General features: G+C 57.1%; 8 protein-coding genes. 4 read left to right on the plus strand and 4 right to left on the minus strand.

All coding sequences use genetic code 11. The annotated features are described in order from the left end of the window. Window positions 1–45: 45 nt before the first annotated feature. Window positions 46–3,324 carry an efflux RND transporter permease subunit gene (locus OSO_RS0107500; RefSeq protein ID WP_010582821.1) on the minus strand — a complete coding sequence of 1,093 codons (3,279 nt, stop codon included), beginning with the start codon at window positions 3,322–3,324 and terminating at the stop codon, window positions 46–48. Window positions 3,325–3,386: 62 nt separating this feature from the next. Then, a complete protein-coding gene (locus tag OSO_RS42570) occupies window positions 3,387–4,784 on the minus strand; it encodes an efflux RND transporter periplasmic adaptor subunit (protein WP_010582822.1) in 1,398 nt (465 codons plus the stop codon). Between the two features lie 1,153 nt (window positions 4,785–5,937). On the opposite strand from OSO_RS42570, the gene OSO_RS0107525 reads away from it, so the two are divergent. Genes OSO_RS0107525 through OSO_RS0107535 form a run of 3 tightly spaced genes read left to right on the plus strand, consistent with a single transcriptional unit; the run spans window position 5,938 to window position 11,022 of the window. Continuing rightward, window positions 5,938–7,719 (plus strand): TolC family protein, encoded by a 1,782-nt coding sequence (locus tag OSO_RS0107525; RefSeq protein WP_010582825.1) that lies wholly within the window; start codon window positions 5,938–5,940, stop codon window positions 7,717–7,719. Beyond that, complete coding sequence (locus tag OSO_RS42575; protein WP_010582826.1) at window positions 7,720–9,474, plus strand: TolC family protein; 1,755 nt, start codon at window positions 7,720–7,722, stop codon at window positions 9,472–9,474. It begins immediately after the preceding gene. A 36-nt stretch (window positions 9,475–9,510) separates the two neighbouring features. Then, window positions 9,511–11,022 carry a TolC family protein gene (locus OSO_RS0107535; protein WP_010582827.1) on the plus strand — a complete coding sequence of 504 codons (1,512 nt, stop codon included), beginning with the start codon at window positions 9,511–9,513 and terminating at the stop codon, window positions 11,020–11,022. A gap of 131 nt (window positions 11,023–11,153) precedes the next feature. Here the strand turns inward: OSO_RS0107535 and OSO_RS0107540 are convergent, their stop codons facing one another. Next, window positions 11,154–11,681, minus strand: coding sequence for a hypothetical protein (locus OSO_RS0107540; RefSeq protein ID WP_010582828.1), 528 nt, complete (start codon window positions 11,679–11,681; stop codon window positions 11,154–11,156). Window positions 11,682–11,949: 268 nt separating this feature from the next. Between OSO_RS0107540 and OSO_RS0107545 the strand changes: the two genes are divergently transcribed. Beyond that, window positions 11,950–12,693: a sugar phosphate isomerase/epimerase family protein gene (locus OSO_RS0107545; RefSeq protein WP_010582829.1), complete on the plus strand. Its 744-nt coding sequence runs from the start codon at window positions 11,950–11,952 to the stop codon at window positions 12,691–12,693. Window positions 12,694–12,885: 192 nt separating this feature from the next. Here OSO_RS0107545 and OSO_RS42580 read toward each other — a convergent pair whose 3' ends face one another. Further along, window positions 12,886–15,312: a peroxiredoxin family protein gene (locus OSO_RS42580; RefSeq protein WP_010582830.1), complete on the minus strand. Its 2,427-nt coding sequence runs from the start codon at window positions 15,310–15,312 to the stop codon at window positions 12,886–12,888. Window positions 15,313–15,335: the final 23 nt, after the last annotated feature.

A 15,335-nucleotide genomic window follows, 5' to 3' on the forward strand; every position in this document is an offset into this window, starting at 1 on the left:
TCTGAACTCTTGAAGCGGTTTGATCGGCGAGGTCAATCAGTCAGTTCAAGCATGTGCCTGTCCTGCAGAGGGTGTCGGCTCGGGAGCCGTTTCGGCTGGAGGCATTTCTCGCGGATCAGATGGAGTTCGTCGATCGCGGACAAGCAATGAATACAAGGCGGGAAGAACAAACAAGTCAGAGGGCTCACCGGCCAGCAGTCCCCCCAGGATGGCCCGCGCAAGCGGCGCGTTGGCTTCACTGCCATGTTCGATCGCGAGTGCTGCAGGGATCATGGCGAAGAAGGCCGCGAGGGCCGTCATTGTCACCGGTCGCACCCGCACCGATGCCGATTTTCGAATGGCTGCCGTGGGACTGAGTCCTTCATGCCGACGAAGTTCTTGGGCATAGTCGGTCAGCAACACGGTGTTTGCGACCTTGATCCCCACGATGAAGATGATTCCCAGCAGACTTTGCACACTCAGTGCCGTTCCCGTGTGATACAAGAAGGGAAGAATCCCGACGAGCGATAGCGGCACAACCAGCATGACAGTCAGCGGCACCACCCAGGATTTGACCAGTGCCACCATCAAGAAATACATCAGCAGTGAGGCCAGGATCAGCCCGACACCCAGATTCGAGAAGGTGTCTTGCATCCGAGAATATTCACCGCTGAGAACGATCTTTGATCCCTTGAGCAACGACTTGTCTTCCGCGCGAGGGTCGTACGGATTCCACGCGCCGTTGCCGTCCGGCACACCGAATTTCTGGATCTGTGCGTAGACATCTTGCGAGACGTGTCCCAGGTCACGACCCGAGACCGACATCACGAGATCGATCGAGGCCTGCAAATTCGTGTGCGAGATTTCTGTCGGCACGCTTGTCCGCGAGATCGTCGCGAGAGACCGGAGCGAAACGGGTGTCTTTTGTCCCACGCCCGTGATGGGAATATCCAAGAGATCTTCAATCGTTTTGAATTCCTGCTCGGGATAGATCACGCCCACGAAATACTGGTTGTAGCTGACGGGATCGATCCAGAAATTCTTCTTATTGAATGAAATACTGCTGTTGGCCGCCGCCACCACGTTCCGCATCACGTCTTCCTGGCTGAGCCCCAGGTCGGCCGTCTTGACGCGATCGACGTTAATCGTGAACTGCGGATAATTGAGCCGCTGCAGAATGCGCGCATCGACGACACCGTCAATCTTCGAGACTTCCTCTTTGATCGCTGACGCAATCTGGTGAGCCACTTTCTGCTGCTTGCCGGTGATTCGAATCCGGATCGGATTCGATTTCCCTTCGTTAAGCGCGCTGCGGATCATCCCCCCGGAATCGAACCCGAACTCAAATTGCGAGAACTGCTCTTCCTTGCTGACGCGATCGCGAATCAACGAGACATAGTGCTGCGCCGTGCGATGCCGGTGTGGACTGAGTTGCACTTTGAGCACTGCGTCCATCGGTCCCGCATTGGGGGTGTAAGCCGCAGACCAGTCTGCAACCACGCCAATTTCGGAAATGATCAACTGCAGATCATGTTCATCAATCGATTCTCGCAAGAGTGCTTCGGCCTTGGCCACGGCTTCTTCGGTTCGTTCGATTCGCAGTCCGCTGGGGCCGCGCATGATCATTTCGAAAGCGCCCGAATCGACTTCGGGAAAGAACTCCCGTCGCAGGATGCTTCCGTAGCACAGGAGCACCCCCACGAGGAGTGCAACGGCCGTTCCGACGGTCAGCAACCGATGTCGCAGCACGACATCCAGGCAGCGAACGTAAAACGCGATCGCTCCGTCGATCATCTGTTCCCAGCGATGAAACGCTCGATTCAACCACCCTTTGGGCTGGTGCGTCTCGTCATGGTGGGCATGTGGCTTGAGCAGCAATGAGCTAAACGCCGGCACGAGTGTTCGCGAGAGAATGTAGGCACTGATCATGGCGAATGCGACCGCCATGGCCATCGGCCGGAAGAGAAACTGTCCCATGCCGGGCATAAGTGCCAGCGGTGCCAATACGAGGAATGTGCAAAGCGTCGAGACCAGTTCCGGCAGCGCCACTTCGCTGGCGCCCAGGAACGCGGCCTCTTCGGAATTCACCCCCTGTCCCAGATGTCGGTGCGTATTTTCCAGACAGATGATGGCGCTATCGACCATCGGGCCGATCGCGAGCGCGAGGCCAGCGAGGGTCATCACGTTGATCGTATTTCCAGTCGCGTAGAGGCAAATGACCGCGCCCAGAACGGACAGCGGCAGTGTCAGGATCGCAATCAGCGTCATCCGCCACTGGCCCAGGAAGAGCAGAATGACCAGCGAGCAAAGGACGGCTCCCAACAGGCCTTCCTGAACAAGGGCGCTAATCGAGCTGCGGACATACACCGACTGATCCATCACCAGCGCCAGTTCAATCCCCGAACGGGTCAATCGGGACTGCATCGAATCCAGGGACTTCTTGAGCGTATCCACGATCGTCAGGGTACTGGCCCCCGTCTGCCGAAATACGGGAATGTAGACCTGTCGGCGGCCATCAACACGCACGATGTTCGTCTGTACGAACGACGAATCAGTCGGGGTGGCGACGTCTCGGATATAGCTGACATTGCCGGATTCGGCCTTCAGCGGCATCTGGCCCATGCGTTCGACGAAGTCGATCATCGAGTTCGAATCGACGGCATAGTCGGAATCGCCCATCTTCACGGTACCGGTCGGCAGGAAGATGTTGAACTTGTCCGTCGCGTTCATGACGTCGACCGGGGCCAACCCGCGTGCCGCCATCCGAATACGGTCGAGGTACAGCATGACCGCGCGGACACGTCCGCCGTAGACCACAGGGGAAATGGCCCCGGGGTTACTCATGATCATACTGCGGACTTCGTATCGCCCGACGTCATACAGCGTGGCTTCGCTTTCGGTCTTACTGTTCAAGGCCACGATCGATACGGGGGTGGTGCTGGTCGGATCGTAGGGCAGCACGACGGGAGGCAGCGTTCCCGGCGGCATGGTGGGAACCGCAGCCAGTGCCAGCGAATTCACCTGGGTCAACGCGCCGTTGGGATCGGCATCGCCCTGGAAGAAGTTGCGGACGATACTCGCGCCGGTCATCGATCGCGATTCCTGCCGCGCCACACCGCTGGCTTGGCCCGTCCAGCGTTCCATACGATTCGTGATGTCTTTTTCAATCCCTTCCGCGGGCATCCCGCCGTAGAAGGTCAGCGTTTGAACGGCCGGCGATCGAAAGACCGGCAAAATGTCGATGGGAATTCGATTGAGCGTCAAAACGCCAATCACGAGCACTGTCAAACAACCGACCGTCACAGCGTAGGGATTGCGAAGTGAGGCTCGAATTAACCCATTCATGGTGTCAGGCGCCGTCTACAAAAAGGGAGGGAGTCGCTGAGGTGGGATTCGAACAAATGACGTTACTTCTTGAGAAGCTCGTTCGACAATTCATGCACTTCGACCTGGGTTCCATCAATGATGGAGTTATTGTTCCCAACGATGACCTGGTCGCTTGCCGTAATCCCGCTTGTGATTTCGGCATTCACCGCATTGTCGCCACTGATGACCACCGGCACCTTGCGAGCAACACCATCACGGACGACAAAGACCGTCCCTTTTCCGTCCTTTGTTCCACCGACGAGTGCACTGGAAGGAACCCGCACGGCGGCCGGATTTCCAGCCTGCAGGCGCAGCTTGGTTCGTCCATACATTCCGTTGCGCAACAGTCCATTTTCATTCGGAAGGTCAACTTCCGTCCGCATGGTGCGGGTCTTGGGGTCTTCCGAAAATGCGACGCGTGTGATCTTGCCAAAGAACTTATGCCCTGCCAGGGCTTCAATCTCGGTTTCGGTTTCGTCACCGGGATCGGTGAAGGGAACTTCGCTGTCGGGAACGGCGATGACCAATCGGACAACGTCGGTTCGTTCGACCACGAGCAACGGATGCACCGGCCCCTGGTCGGCGCTTCGAATGAAGTCTCCGCGATGCGATCCACGAAATGTGACAACGCCGTCATACGGGGCCACGACGCGTGTGTATTCCGCCAAGACGCTGGCGCGAGCTAGCGACGCATTGGCGACTTCGACTTCTGCTTCGGCATCACGCTGGTCGGCTTTCGCCTGTTCGACCTTGGCAATCGCGGACGCGACCATGGCCTTCACTTCGACGAGCACGGCCCGTGACGCATCCACCGCGGCCTGAGCCCCCAATCGCTGATCCTCTTTTTCGTCGACCAGTCGTTCATCGATCGATTTCGATGACACAAGTTCTTTAAAACGGTGGAACTGCTTGTCGCGGAATTCGAATGCCGCAACGTCGCGTTTTACTCCCGCTTCGGCCCGGGCGATACCGGCCTCGGTCGCATACCTGTCGGCCTCGGCCGCGGTGACGCGTGCTTTCATCTGACCGACTTGTGCAAGTGCACGATCGACAGCCGCTTTACCCCGGTCGACATCTCGATGAAGCTCAGGCGAATCGAGTTCGACCAGGATCTGGCCCGCTTTCACCCGGTCACCGATATCGACGTGAAGTTTGGCCAGGTAGCCAGACACTTTGGCATAGAGTTCAGCCGCCTCGTAAGCGTGAATCGAACCGGGCTGGATGCTGGTCCGTTCAAGTCCGCCTTGATGTGGTTTGACGACATCCACTTTGACGCCGGACGATTTCGCGGATGCTGAACTTGAGGCATGATTCGCGGCCTCGACGACATCAATCGCCCGATTTTCGTGTGTCCGAAAGTACCAGCCTGACCAGGTGACAGCGATCACGGCAACAGCGAATCCCAGTATCGTAAAACGTCGAGCCCGAAGTCTTGTCATGTGTCTACCTGTCGAAGTGGCATCGCATCCAAAGCGCGTTCAAGATCAATCGGGCGGGCCGTCATGACCATCGCAGGCCAGGACGTCATCGTGACAAACGACGCCAAGGCCAAACGTGTCCGCCCCATCAATTCAGTATGTGTCGTTCATCGTCGAGAACCAACAGAATGCTCGAACCTCGGCGCATTCTTTGCGTAGGTCAAACATGCCTAAAATTACGTTCCCTTAATGTCATTTCGCCGCCCAATGCCTTACAGCAGCCTAAATGCCAATGGCGCGAGAAGCGAGTCAGATTACGGTTTATCCACGTGTGAAATCGCATTCCTCGACTCTTCAGAACATCCACAACGCCGAATGGAAACATTACTCCCACCATCATGGAAACTTTGTTTCCAACATGATCAAACGCTTTACGAGAGATCATGCCTGCAGCAGGGTCGGGAAACAGTTTCGTGCAATCGTCGAACACGATCTCTCCGCGCTGCGATGCCACACGATCGTGATCGATTGCCGCACCGAAGCCACCTGAGAAGCGCGCTGACAACCTTAAAGAAGGATGCAGACAGACTCGTTGCATGGATGCGTTCAACCAAGCGTGCAACGGATCGTGCGTGCGCCGTTCGTCTTGAAGGCGTTAGGTAGACATGCTGATCACAAGAATATCGCGAACTTGAGGTGAGCAACGGCGAAAAAAGGGCGTCGGCGTCATTCTCAATCCAGCGTTGGCGACGAGTGACCGGGCCAAGGCAAGTGAGTTGCCAGACACCGATCAACATGCAAGAGATTTGCCATCAGCTCCGTGTTTGGAAAGTTATTACCCACCGTGCCTGCTCGAGTTCCGAAGACGTCTTGTGAAGCTGTGCTGGTTAGTTCGCATTCATAGGGCTTCGGCAACGACGTCCCCGCAATACTCGGTCGAGCCGTCGTTTTTATTTGTGGGCTTTGTGTCGTCGGGTCGATTGGCAAGTACGGCCTCCACAGGACATGTTCGAGCAGGACGCGGCAACGCGACCAGGTCTCAGACATGACGAAGGGATTCGGACGGATTGAATGGATTTGGGGATCGAATCGTTCAGTCCGATCATGCAGAGTTTTCCGACAATGCCGATTGATGGGTCCAGGATGGACTCCGACTTCACAAGGATGCAAACCCATGGATGGGCGGCTCCCTCGAATCGACCATACGAGCGGTCCAAGCTGGTTTCGCAGTTTCGTTTGTCGACATCGCGTTCTGCTGCGTGCCGCACCGCTGATGTTGTGCGTCGGCGGGATTGCAGAAAACCAGAGCGACGCCGCAGATCGGTTCAGTCTGTTCCGTCGGCAGAACTCTGCGACACGCCCTGCCGACCGCACCTCGAATCCTTCACGCACAGAGTCGACCCGTTCTGAGGTTCTTCCGACCGCGGCCATCGATTCCACCAGTGCATTGCCGCCGTCTCCCGCGAAAGGGATCGCGGACAAAGATCAGACGGGGCTGGTTCCTTCGTCGACGCTCAAGCGATTTCCTCAGCAGCAAATCGCAGCATCCAGTGAATCAGCCACGGACCGTCCGATCAATCTGGAAGAAGACGTCACACCCATCGATCTACCGGCAGCGCTGCGATTGGCGGGATACAATTCTCCTCAAGTTCTGGTCGCACAGCAGCGGATGCTGGCGGCCGCCGCGCGGCAGCAATTGGCCGCCGCTCAGATCCTTCCCAACCTAAACATTGGTATGAACTACAACGAGCACACGGGGGCTCTTCAGCGAGGCAGCGGGTCCATTCTGGATGTTCAGCGTAGCAGCTTGTACATCGGTGGCGGGACGAATGCCATCGGCGCGGGGACCGTCAACATTCCCGGACTTCAATACAACTTGAACGTCGGCGAGGCGTATTTCGGCTACCTTGTGAGCCGCCAGCTCGCGGCCAGTTCACAGTTTGGAACTCAAGCGACACAGAATAATACCCTCCTGCAACTGGCGACGGCCTATTGTCAGCTCGTCCAGGCACAAGGGGCTCGGGCCATCGCGATCCAAATCCGTGACGACGCGGCGGAGATCGCGAGGATCACGGCAAGCTTTGCGAAAGTTGGTCAGGGCCGTCCCGCCGATGCCGAACGTGCCGCGGCGGAACTGGCACGGCGCGAGGCCGATATTCTGGCAACACAAGTCGCGGTCGTCGAAGCGTCGGCGCGGATTGGCCAGCTTTTGAACCTGGAATCGTCGGTTCAACTTCAATCCAACGAAAACTGGGCCGTGCCTCGCGCGATTGTGCCGGACCTGATTCCGCTGCCCGAACTGATCGCCATTTCACTCTATCAACGTCCGGAACTGTCCGACCGACGCGCCCAAGTTCATGCCGCCATGCTGCAGTTGCAGAGTGCCAAGATGCTGTTGTTTTCACCACAGGTCATTGCGGGCCTAAGCGACGGCGCGTTCGGTGGAGGAAGCGACGTGAACGCGGCCTTAACGGGCAAGTCACAATTCGGCAATTTCGCGAATCGCGTCGACGCAGACCTGATCATGTACTGGTCGGTTCGCAACATGGGTTGCGCGAATCGAGCACTGGTGAAAGCCGCAACCGCACGACTGGCCGCGACAAGCTGGGAACAGACGCAGCAATTGAACGATATTCGCGCCGAAGTGGCGGATGCCTTCGCCCGGACACAGGCATCGGCGGCCCAACTCGACATTCGCCAACAGGCGGTGCTCTCCAGCCAACAAGGCTATCGCGCGGACCTCGAACGGGCACGGGCGGGAGAAGGTCGTCCGATCGAAGTCCTCGACAGCCTCAGGCTGCTCGCGATGTCGCAGCGTGACTATCTCGACACCATCACTGGCTATAACCAGGCACACTACGCCTTGTATGTCGCCATTGGCCAGCCGCCAGCAGACCTGCTGGCACGCCCTGCAATCGAGAATGAATCATCAGAGAATCTTCCGGAGCCTGAATAGATGACGCGTGCTGCAATCACCGAGCCTGCCAAAACTCGTTTGAATGCCCCAAAGGGCCAGCGGCGACTTCGTTTGGTCGCGTGTGCCTTGACTCTTTCCGCCATGGTGCATGACGCGGCAACGGCGGGCGAACCAATCACCTCACGGCCCGGTCAACGAAAGGTCGTGACGGTTTCTGCCCGCCAGGACAAGCAACGGGACGAACAGTCGGTGCCACCTGCGCCAACTGCGATGCCGCCCCGCGCATCGGATGGTGCTGTTGGCGAAAGGGCTGAAAGTGCGCCGAGGGGGCAGACCCAAGAGTCCATTGCCACCGAATTTCGAGCTCGCCCCGAACTGGCTGTGTTGAAATCGCTGGAAACTAGCCAGATCGATCTCGCCGGTGCCTTTGCCCTGATTGGCATTCAGAACCCCCAGTTTCTTGCCGCACAGCAGCGTGTCCTTGAAGCTGACGCCGCCCGACAGCTCGCTGCCGTGCAACTTCTTCCGACGATCAACCTGGGGATGAATATCGATTCCCATCAGGGACCTGTGCAGCAGTCGGACGGAAACATCCTGAATGTCCGCAAGGATTCGCTGTACATTGGTGCGGGTGCAAATGCGGTCGGGGCAGGAACGGTCAATGTCCCGGGTGTCGTGTGGAACCTGAATGTCTCGGATTCGATTTACAATTATCTGATCAGTCGACAGGTTCAGGAACGACGTGCGGCGAACGTCACCACGGTCAGCAACGACGTCCAGCTTCAGGTCGCGACAGCCTATTTGAATCTGGTTCGTGCCGCTGAACTTCACAGCATTCAATGGCAAGCACGAGAAAACGTCGCGGAAGTCGCCCGGAGCACCGCCGCCTTTGCACGAGTCGGTCAGGGGCGCCTTTCTGACGCGAATCGCGCCGCAAGCGAACTTAGCCAGCGTGATGCCGATGTGATTGAGGCCGAAAGCCAGATGGTGCGCGCGTCCGCTCGGCTGGCCGCTTTAATTGGATTGGATTCGGCGATTCGCCTGACACCGACCGATCGCTGGGCCGTTCCCCATACGATTGTGCCCGAACCGATTCCCCTTCCCGAACTCTTGACGATCGCAGCCTTGCAACGCCCAGAACTGGCCGAGCAGCGTGCGGAAATCTGCCGCACACTGCTCGCTCTCGATTCGGCACAGATCCTGCCCTTTTCGCCAACAGTCCTGGTGGGAATTAGTTCCGGGGTCATGGGCGGCGGTAGCGATCTGTCGTCGCAGCCGGTCGGCAGCAGTCAATACGCGACCGGACAAGACCGATACGGAAACTTTGCCTCGCGATCAGACTTCGATGTCGTGATGTTCTGGACGCTCAGGAATCTGGGTGTCGGCAATCGCGCTCAGATTGACGCATCGGCCAGCCGAGTTCGTCAGGCGGAACTTCAGCAATTGATGATTTTTGATCGCGTTCGCGCCGAAGTGGCATCGGCCTCGGTCCGAGTTCGCGTTCGATTCCAGCAATTGAAGACTGCCGAGGAAGCGGTGCACGAGTCGGACCGTGGCTGGCGACAGGATCGGCAACGGATGTGGGCAAACGAAGGTCTGCCCATTGAAGTGCTGGATAGCCAGCGATTGCTGCTTCGATCGCGGCTGGCGCTGCTGAACTCGATCATTCAATACAACATCGCGCAGTTCGAGCTGTATCAGGCCCTGGGACAACCACAGGCCGAAATGCTGATCCGATCGGCGGATCTGCTTCCCGAGGTGGAAGCCGTCACGCCCGAACAGAAAGGTCAGTGAGTCATGCGGAGGGATCTGCAACAATTGGAGAAACGCATGGAATGTGTTGTTGTAACGAAATCTCGCCATCCGTCACGCACGTGCCTGACGATCGTCATCATGTTCATCGGGGTGTGCCTGTCGAACCTGACTGGCCTGCGGGCACAGGAGGTCTTCGACACACCCGTCGAGACGATGACCGGATTCAAGCCGCCGGCGGAAATCATTCCGCATACCGACGATCAATTGATGATCGATCTGGGTACGGCCCTACATCTGGCCGAATCACAGAATCCACGAATAGCTCTTGCCCGGGAAATGGTGACGGAATCGGTCGCACAACATCGCGAAGCGCGAGCACTCTGGCTGCCAACCTTGAATGCCGGCGGCAACTATCACCTGCATGGTGGCGTGGTTCAGACCTCGTTTGGTGAGATTCGACGCCTGAATTCACAATCGTTATACGTTGGCGGTGGAAGCAATACAGTCGGAACGCAGACGGTCGCCGTACCGGCCGTACGAATCTTTGCCCATGTTGGCGACGCTTACTATCTGCCGCTGGCGGCGCGTCAGATGGTCACAGTTCGTTCGTTCGAATCCCGCACGACCGACAATGTGACGCTTTTGGAAGTCTGTGATCGGTACTTGACCCTGGTCGCGTCCGAAGCACGTCGCGAGGCGCTGATTGCCACGTTGCAGGAAGTTTCGATTGTGGAGCGTGCGCAGGCCGTCTTCGCACGAGTGGGGCAAGAGCGCGAAGCCGATTACCACCGCGCGAAAACCGAACGGCTTCTGCTGGAGGTGGCGGAACAGCAGGCCCAAGAAGATATTGCCGTCGCCGCCGCCGAACTAAGTCGCGTGCTGCATCTTGATCCATCGTGCCGATTGGTAACGTCATCCGGGCCGATCGAGCTGCTGGATCTTGTCGACAAGCATGCTCACATTGATGATCTGGTCGGCCAGGCACAGCACCTTCGTCCCGAAGTTGCGGCAAGAAATGCCGAAATTGGTGCTGCGGACTCTCGACTTCGGAACGAACAAATGCGGCCTTGGCTACCTCAAATTTCCGCCGGGTTCAGCGGTGGGGCATTCGGAGGCGGCAGCAATCGGCAGGATCTGGGTGTGTCCAGCATCTACCAGACCACCGCCGGGCGCACCGACTTCGACGTTTGGGCATTCTGGACCGTGCAGAATTTGGGAGCCGGCAACCATGCCTGGCAGAACATTCGCCGGTCCGAGCGCGATCAACTGATCTTCTCTCGCGCGTTGGCACTCGCCCAAATTCGCCGGGAAGTGACCGAGCAACAGGCTCAGGCACGGGCTCGCCGTCGGGCCGTTGACGTGGCGTGGACACAACTGACTGCGGCGGAAAAAGGGGCGCAGCAGGAACTTCGACGAACGCGAGCGGGTGAAGCACTACCCATCGAAGCGCTGAATAACATTACGCGTCTGAGCGACGCACGCCAGCGACTTCTCGCGTCGGTCATTGACTACAACCGTGCCGAATTGAGGCTGCTTGTCGCCTTGGGAACGAATCCTCAAGACGTCGCGATGTCCGTCAACCAATAGACTTGAATCAATCAGATCACGGATCGATAGCGACCGCTAAGAACGAATCAAACCCAGCTCGCACCGATGCACGAGCTGGGTTCCGATTCCGCTGATTGCTTGATCCGCCATGAAGGCGAAACCCGACCTACTTACTTCATAAAGAAGTCCGTGGGGCCACGAAGCGTGTAGTACGGATACTGGACCATGCCGGATGGCACACCCTGTTGTGGGTAGACCATGTTCTGTGGCCAGTCGTATTGGTAGGTTTGATAGTGATGTGGCATGCCGTGGTGATAGCCACAGCCGCGTCCACATTTGCGGCATCCATTCTGCGGACAAGCCTGGCCATTGTTGCAATCGGGACACGCCGTCGCCCCATTGGGACCGTTGACGGAATACGGAAGATTCCGATCGGTGTATGTCCCGTTTGGTCCGGCGTAGAAACCGCCTTCGTAACCGAAGTTGTTGTCCCGGGCTCCCGTGAGCACATTGAAATCATGCCCGTGACGACCGTTATACGGCGCTCGTTTATGATCTCCGTATCCCGGTGCCGTCCCGATGATTGGGCCGTTCGATTCCGGGCCCTGGCCTCGAATCGTTGGATTTGTCATTGAACAGCCAACCGACAGGCTGACGGCAAAGAGCGCCGACAAGCACAAACTCGCCCGAAATCGCATGTTGTCTCTCCAACCGTGATGGCTGTTGACGCTACTTCGCCCACGAGCGAAGCATATTCCTTAACGCTTCTATCGGCATTTTCGTCGTCAAAGTACGAACATTCCTCAAAGAACATTCAAACCGGACGACATGAACGACCAGCCGTTCTTGCAGAAATCCCCTAATCGGAGTATTTTGACAGAGGTCTCAAGGGTTATTGCCGTGTGGATTGCAGCCGGCTCGGGTCGCGGTGATTTGCGATCGCCCTGTTCAAAGGAGTGTAGGTGAGTGTTCGTTGCAGTATCATCACAATGTTTTTCAGACAGCAGCTTCCCTGCAGCCTGCCAGCAGGCTGCGGATCTGGGGTATGACAAGATCGAACTTTGGCTCAACGAGTCGAGTGATCATCTCAAACCATCCCAGATTGCGGCGTCGCCAACCAAATTCTTTCAGGTGTATCGTGAAACGACACGCCTGACACCGATTGCGATTAATCTGCAAGAAGATGTGCAACTGGATGTCTTCGAGAACCTGTGCAAGGTTTCGAAGATGCTCAAGATCACGCAGATCACGATTCCAGCGGCAACGCTGGGAACTCCGTTCAACGAAGAGATCGACCGCCTGCGCAGCCGACTGGCCGCGTCGAATTCGGCGGGCATTCGTTTGTCACTCAAGACCAAGACCGGCCATTTGACAGAAGATCCACAAACCGCCGTGGAACTTTGTCAGGCAGTCCCCGGTCTCGGTTTGACACTGGACGTCAGCTACTACATCTGCGGCCGCTTCGCTGGCCAGAGCTACGATCAAGTGTTCCCATACGTCTATCACGTCCACCTGCGTGATACGACGCCAAGTCAGGTACAGGTCCCCGTGGGTCTGGGTGACGTAGACTACAGCCGGATTGTCAGCCAGTTGCGACGGTTCAACTACAATCGCGCCTTGTCGGTCGAGATCCTGCCCGAATGGCTGCAAGGCCAGGAACGTGCGTTGGAGCTCCGAAAAATTCGCATGCTGCTGGAAACGCTGCTCTGACCGTCGTCTTCGCAGCCTGAATTTGAAATCGATTTCGAACGCGTCGTGACCTTGGTTGCGACGCGTTTGTTTTTTGTGGTGGGTTCGGGTGGCGTGTGTGTGGAAGTATGCCCTCCTCTTCGCGTCGCAGTGAAACGACGAGGGATTGAGCCACGAGGGGTTGAGCGAGGCGGCGGTTTGACGAAGAGAGCGTCATGCCCCGACGGCGACTTCGGCTCGTGCGGGTGCGGGTGGCTTCTGAGGCGGTGTGCTGGCCGGCGGGAACAGATTTCGTGGGCTCGCTGCGTCGGCAGGTCCGTTGACGTCGCGCAATGTCGGTTCGACAGGACGTTCGACGTGATTCGGATTCAAGAGGCGCTTCGATTCTCCCAGCAGAAACTCGACATTCATGAATGGTTCTGCACCGATGTCGTGCCAGCGGATGCGACCTTCTCCGTCGATTAAATAAGTGGCATGTAGTGGAACGTTTTCAAAATCATCGTAGGCCTGGTACCGTTTGAACGTTTCCAACGAGGCATCCGAAAGCAGTTGGAACGGGAATTTCTCGTTCGAGTCGTAACGATCTCGCGATTTTTTGAGATTCTTAACGTCATCGGTACTGATCGCGACCAGCGAGATCCCTTGATCTGTGAACAACTTGTGTTTCGGGGCAAACGCCTGAAGTTGCTCGGCGCAGTGCAGGCAGCCCGATCCGAGATAGAAGATCACGACGATCGGCCTGCCGCGATACCCGGACATCGCATGCAATTGTCCCGTGCCATCGTCTAGAGACCAATCTGGGGCTGCGGACGGCTGCCACAGGATCGGTCCCAAGGTCGAAAGGTCTGGCAGTTCGGCGGCGTTGCGCGCCACCGGCTTGGGCAATCGCCAATCTGTGGCGAATCCCAATTCACTGGCAATCGGCGTCAGTCGCGCAAACGGCGGAATATCGAGGTCGATCACCCCCGAAATCTCGCGCAATGTCTGCAGTGATTTCTTCGCCTCCTCTTTCTTTCCCTGGCGCCACTGCATTTCGACCAAAGCGGCCAACGGGCGCACCTGATTTTTGGATCGGTCCACCCATTCCCGCAATCGCTTCAGAGATTCCTCGGTTTTCCCCGCGCGGAATTCAACATCCGCCAGGTACGCCTCGTCGACATCGCTCGCCTTCTCGAATCGTGTCAGGGCCTCGGCGATCTTGCCGTCTTCGAGTAGCAGATAGCCACGTAGTTCGTCTGTGGCCCGTTCAAGGTTCTTCAGTTTTTCGGCGGTGGCTCGTTTTGCCTGATTTCGACTGTTCTCAACCGCTTTGGCATCGCCTCCCTCAAACCGGGATTTCGCTTCGGCCGTATCGATCGCGGCATCTGTATCCTGTTGAATGCGCTGCAACCTGTTCTCGAGCAGAGTCAGTTGAACTCGTCCCTGCTCGAGGTTGTGGCGACGAAAATAGGCGCGACCAAGATGGCGGAAATGTTTGATCTGCTCAGTCTCATCAGCGGTCGGTTCCAGCACACTGGTTTGTGCATCGGCAATCAGTTGATCCCACAGTTCAAATTGCGTGTAGATCTGGAAGAGTCGCAATCGACCGAAGTGGGCACTTTTCGACCCCGGAAACGCATTCAGCGTCGGATGTCGAGGCAATTCGGTGGTGTTCCTCGCCAGTTGAATGGCATCGTGGATGCGTCCCAGATATTGAAGATTCCTGACCAGCCACTCGTTGTTGTGCGCAAAATTGTGAATCCAATCGGGAAAGATTCCGTCTCGCATCATATAGGCATGGTCGGTTCTGGCTGACGCTTCCTGATGCCAGGCCGCATCAAAATACTGATGCAGTTCCGAATAGGTGTGGCCCGACATATGCCACATGTGGGCGATGCCCGGAGCCGACAGTCCGCAACGTTCGGCGGAGTTCACGGCGAGCTTCGCTTTGTCGTTATCCCAGAGGTGCACGCGAAAATGATGCACCGGATGATAGGGATTGACGGCGAGCACGGCATTCATCAAGGCATCGAGCGCGAAGTCGCTTCCGGCATCCAGATCGGACCGCTTTTGCCAGAGCGTCAAGCAGAGCATCGCCTTGGCTTCGAGATCATCAGGATACTGATAGAGAATTTCCTCTATCGCATGGACGAAATCTTTAGCTCGCTTCTTTTTCTTTTTTTCGTCGCCCGCATCGGCACCGTACCAGGCGTCGAGGGCTTCGATGTACTTCTTTTCGCGTTCCGATGCCGAACTTTTTCGTTTGACGGCTTCGGCGATGAACCCCTTGGCACGTTTGTCATTGTTCGTGTTCGCCAGCGCCATTCCGAAATAGTTCATGGCGCAGGCCGGCTCGAGTTTCGCCGCCTGACGAAACGATCGTTCGGCTTCGAAATACCAGAATCCATGCAGTTGGCCAATCCCCTGATTGAAGTATTGCTGAACCAGAGGATTGGTCGTTGTAATGGGGAACACGACGCGGCCGGTGTTTCCAAGTAGCGTTGCAGCACGTCGTGGTCCTTCATCGAAGGCCTCACCATGCAGCGAATGCCCTGGCTGCAACAGATTCTCGGGCTGCAGGGCGCTGGGAACCTGGTCCGAATCGGCAGCAAGCGAAACGAGCGGCAACACACATGACATCAGGAAAACTGAACGTAACATCGATCTCGTTCCTCAAGTCGAAC

Source organism: Schlesneria paludicola DSM 18645 (assembly GCF_000255655.1).
In the GTDB taxonomy this organism is placed as follows: domain Bacteria; phylum Planctomycetota; class Planctomycetia; order Planctomycetales; family Planctomycetaceae; genus Schlesneria; species Schlesneria paludicola.

What these genes read in the sequence shown, in the direction of transcription:
- OSO_RS0107500 (WP_010582821.1), bottom strand. Translation starts at nt 3,324, where the DNA reads ATGAATGGGTTAATTCGAGCCTCACTTCGCAATCCCTACGCTGTGACG.
- OSO_RS42570 (WP_010582822.1), bottom strand. Translation starts at nt 4,784, where the DNA reads ATGACAAGACTTCGGGCTCGACGTTTTACGATACTGGGATTCGCTGTT.
- OSO_RS0107525 (WP_010582825.1), top strand. Translation starts at nt 5,938, where the DNA reads ATGGATGGGCGGCTCCCTCGAATCGACCATACGAGCGGTCCAAGCTGG.
- OSO_RS42575 (WP_010582826.1), top strand. Translation starts at nt 7,720, where the DNA reads ATGACGCGTGCTGCAATCACCGAGCCTGCCAAAACTCGTTTGAATGCC.
- OSO_RS0107535 (WP_010582827.1), top strand. Translation starts at nt 9,511, where the DNA reads ATGGAATGTGTTGTTGTAACGAAATCTCGCCATCCGTCACGCACGTGC.
- OSO_RS0107540 (WP_010582828.1), bottom strand. Translation starts at nt 11,681, where the DNA reads ATGCGATTTCGGGCGAGTTTGTGCTTGTCGGCGCTCTTTGCCGTCAGC.
- OSO_RS42580 (WP_010582830.1), bottom strand. Translation starts at nt 15,312, where the DNA reads ATGTTACGTTCAGTTTTCCTGATGTCATGTGTGTTGCCGCTCGTTTCG.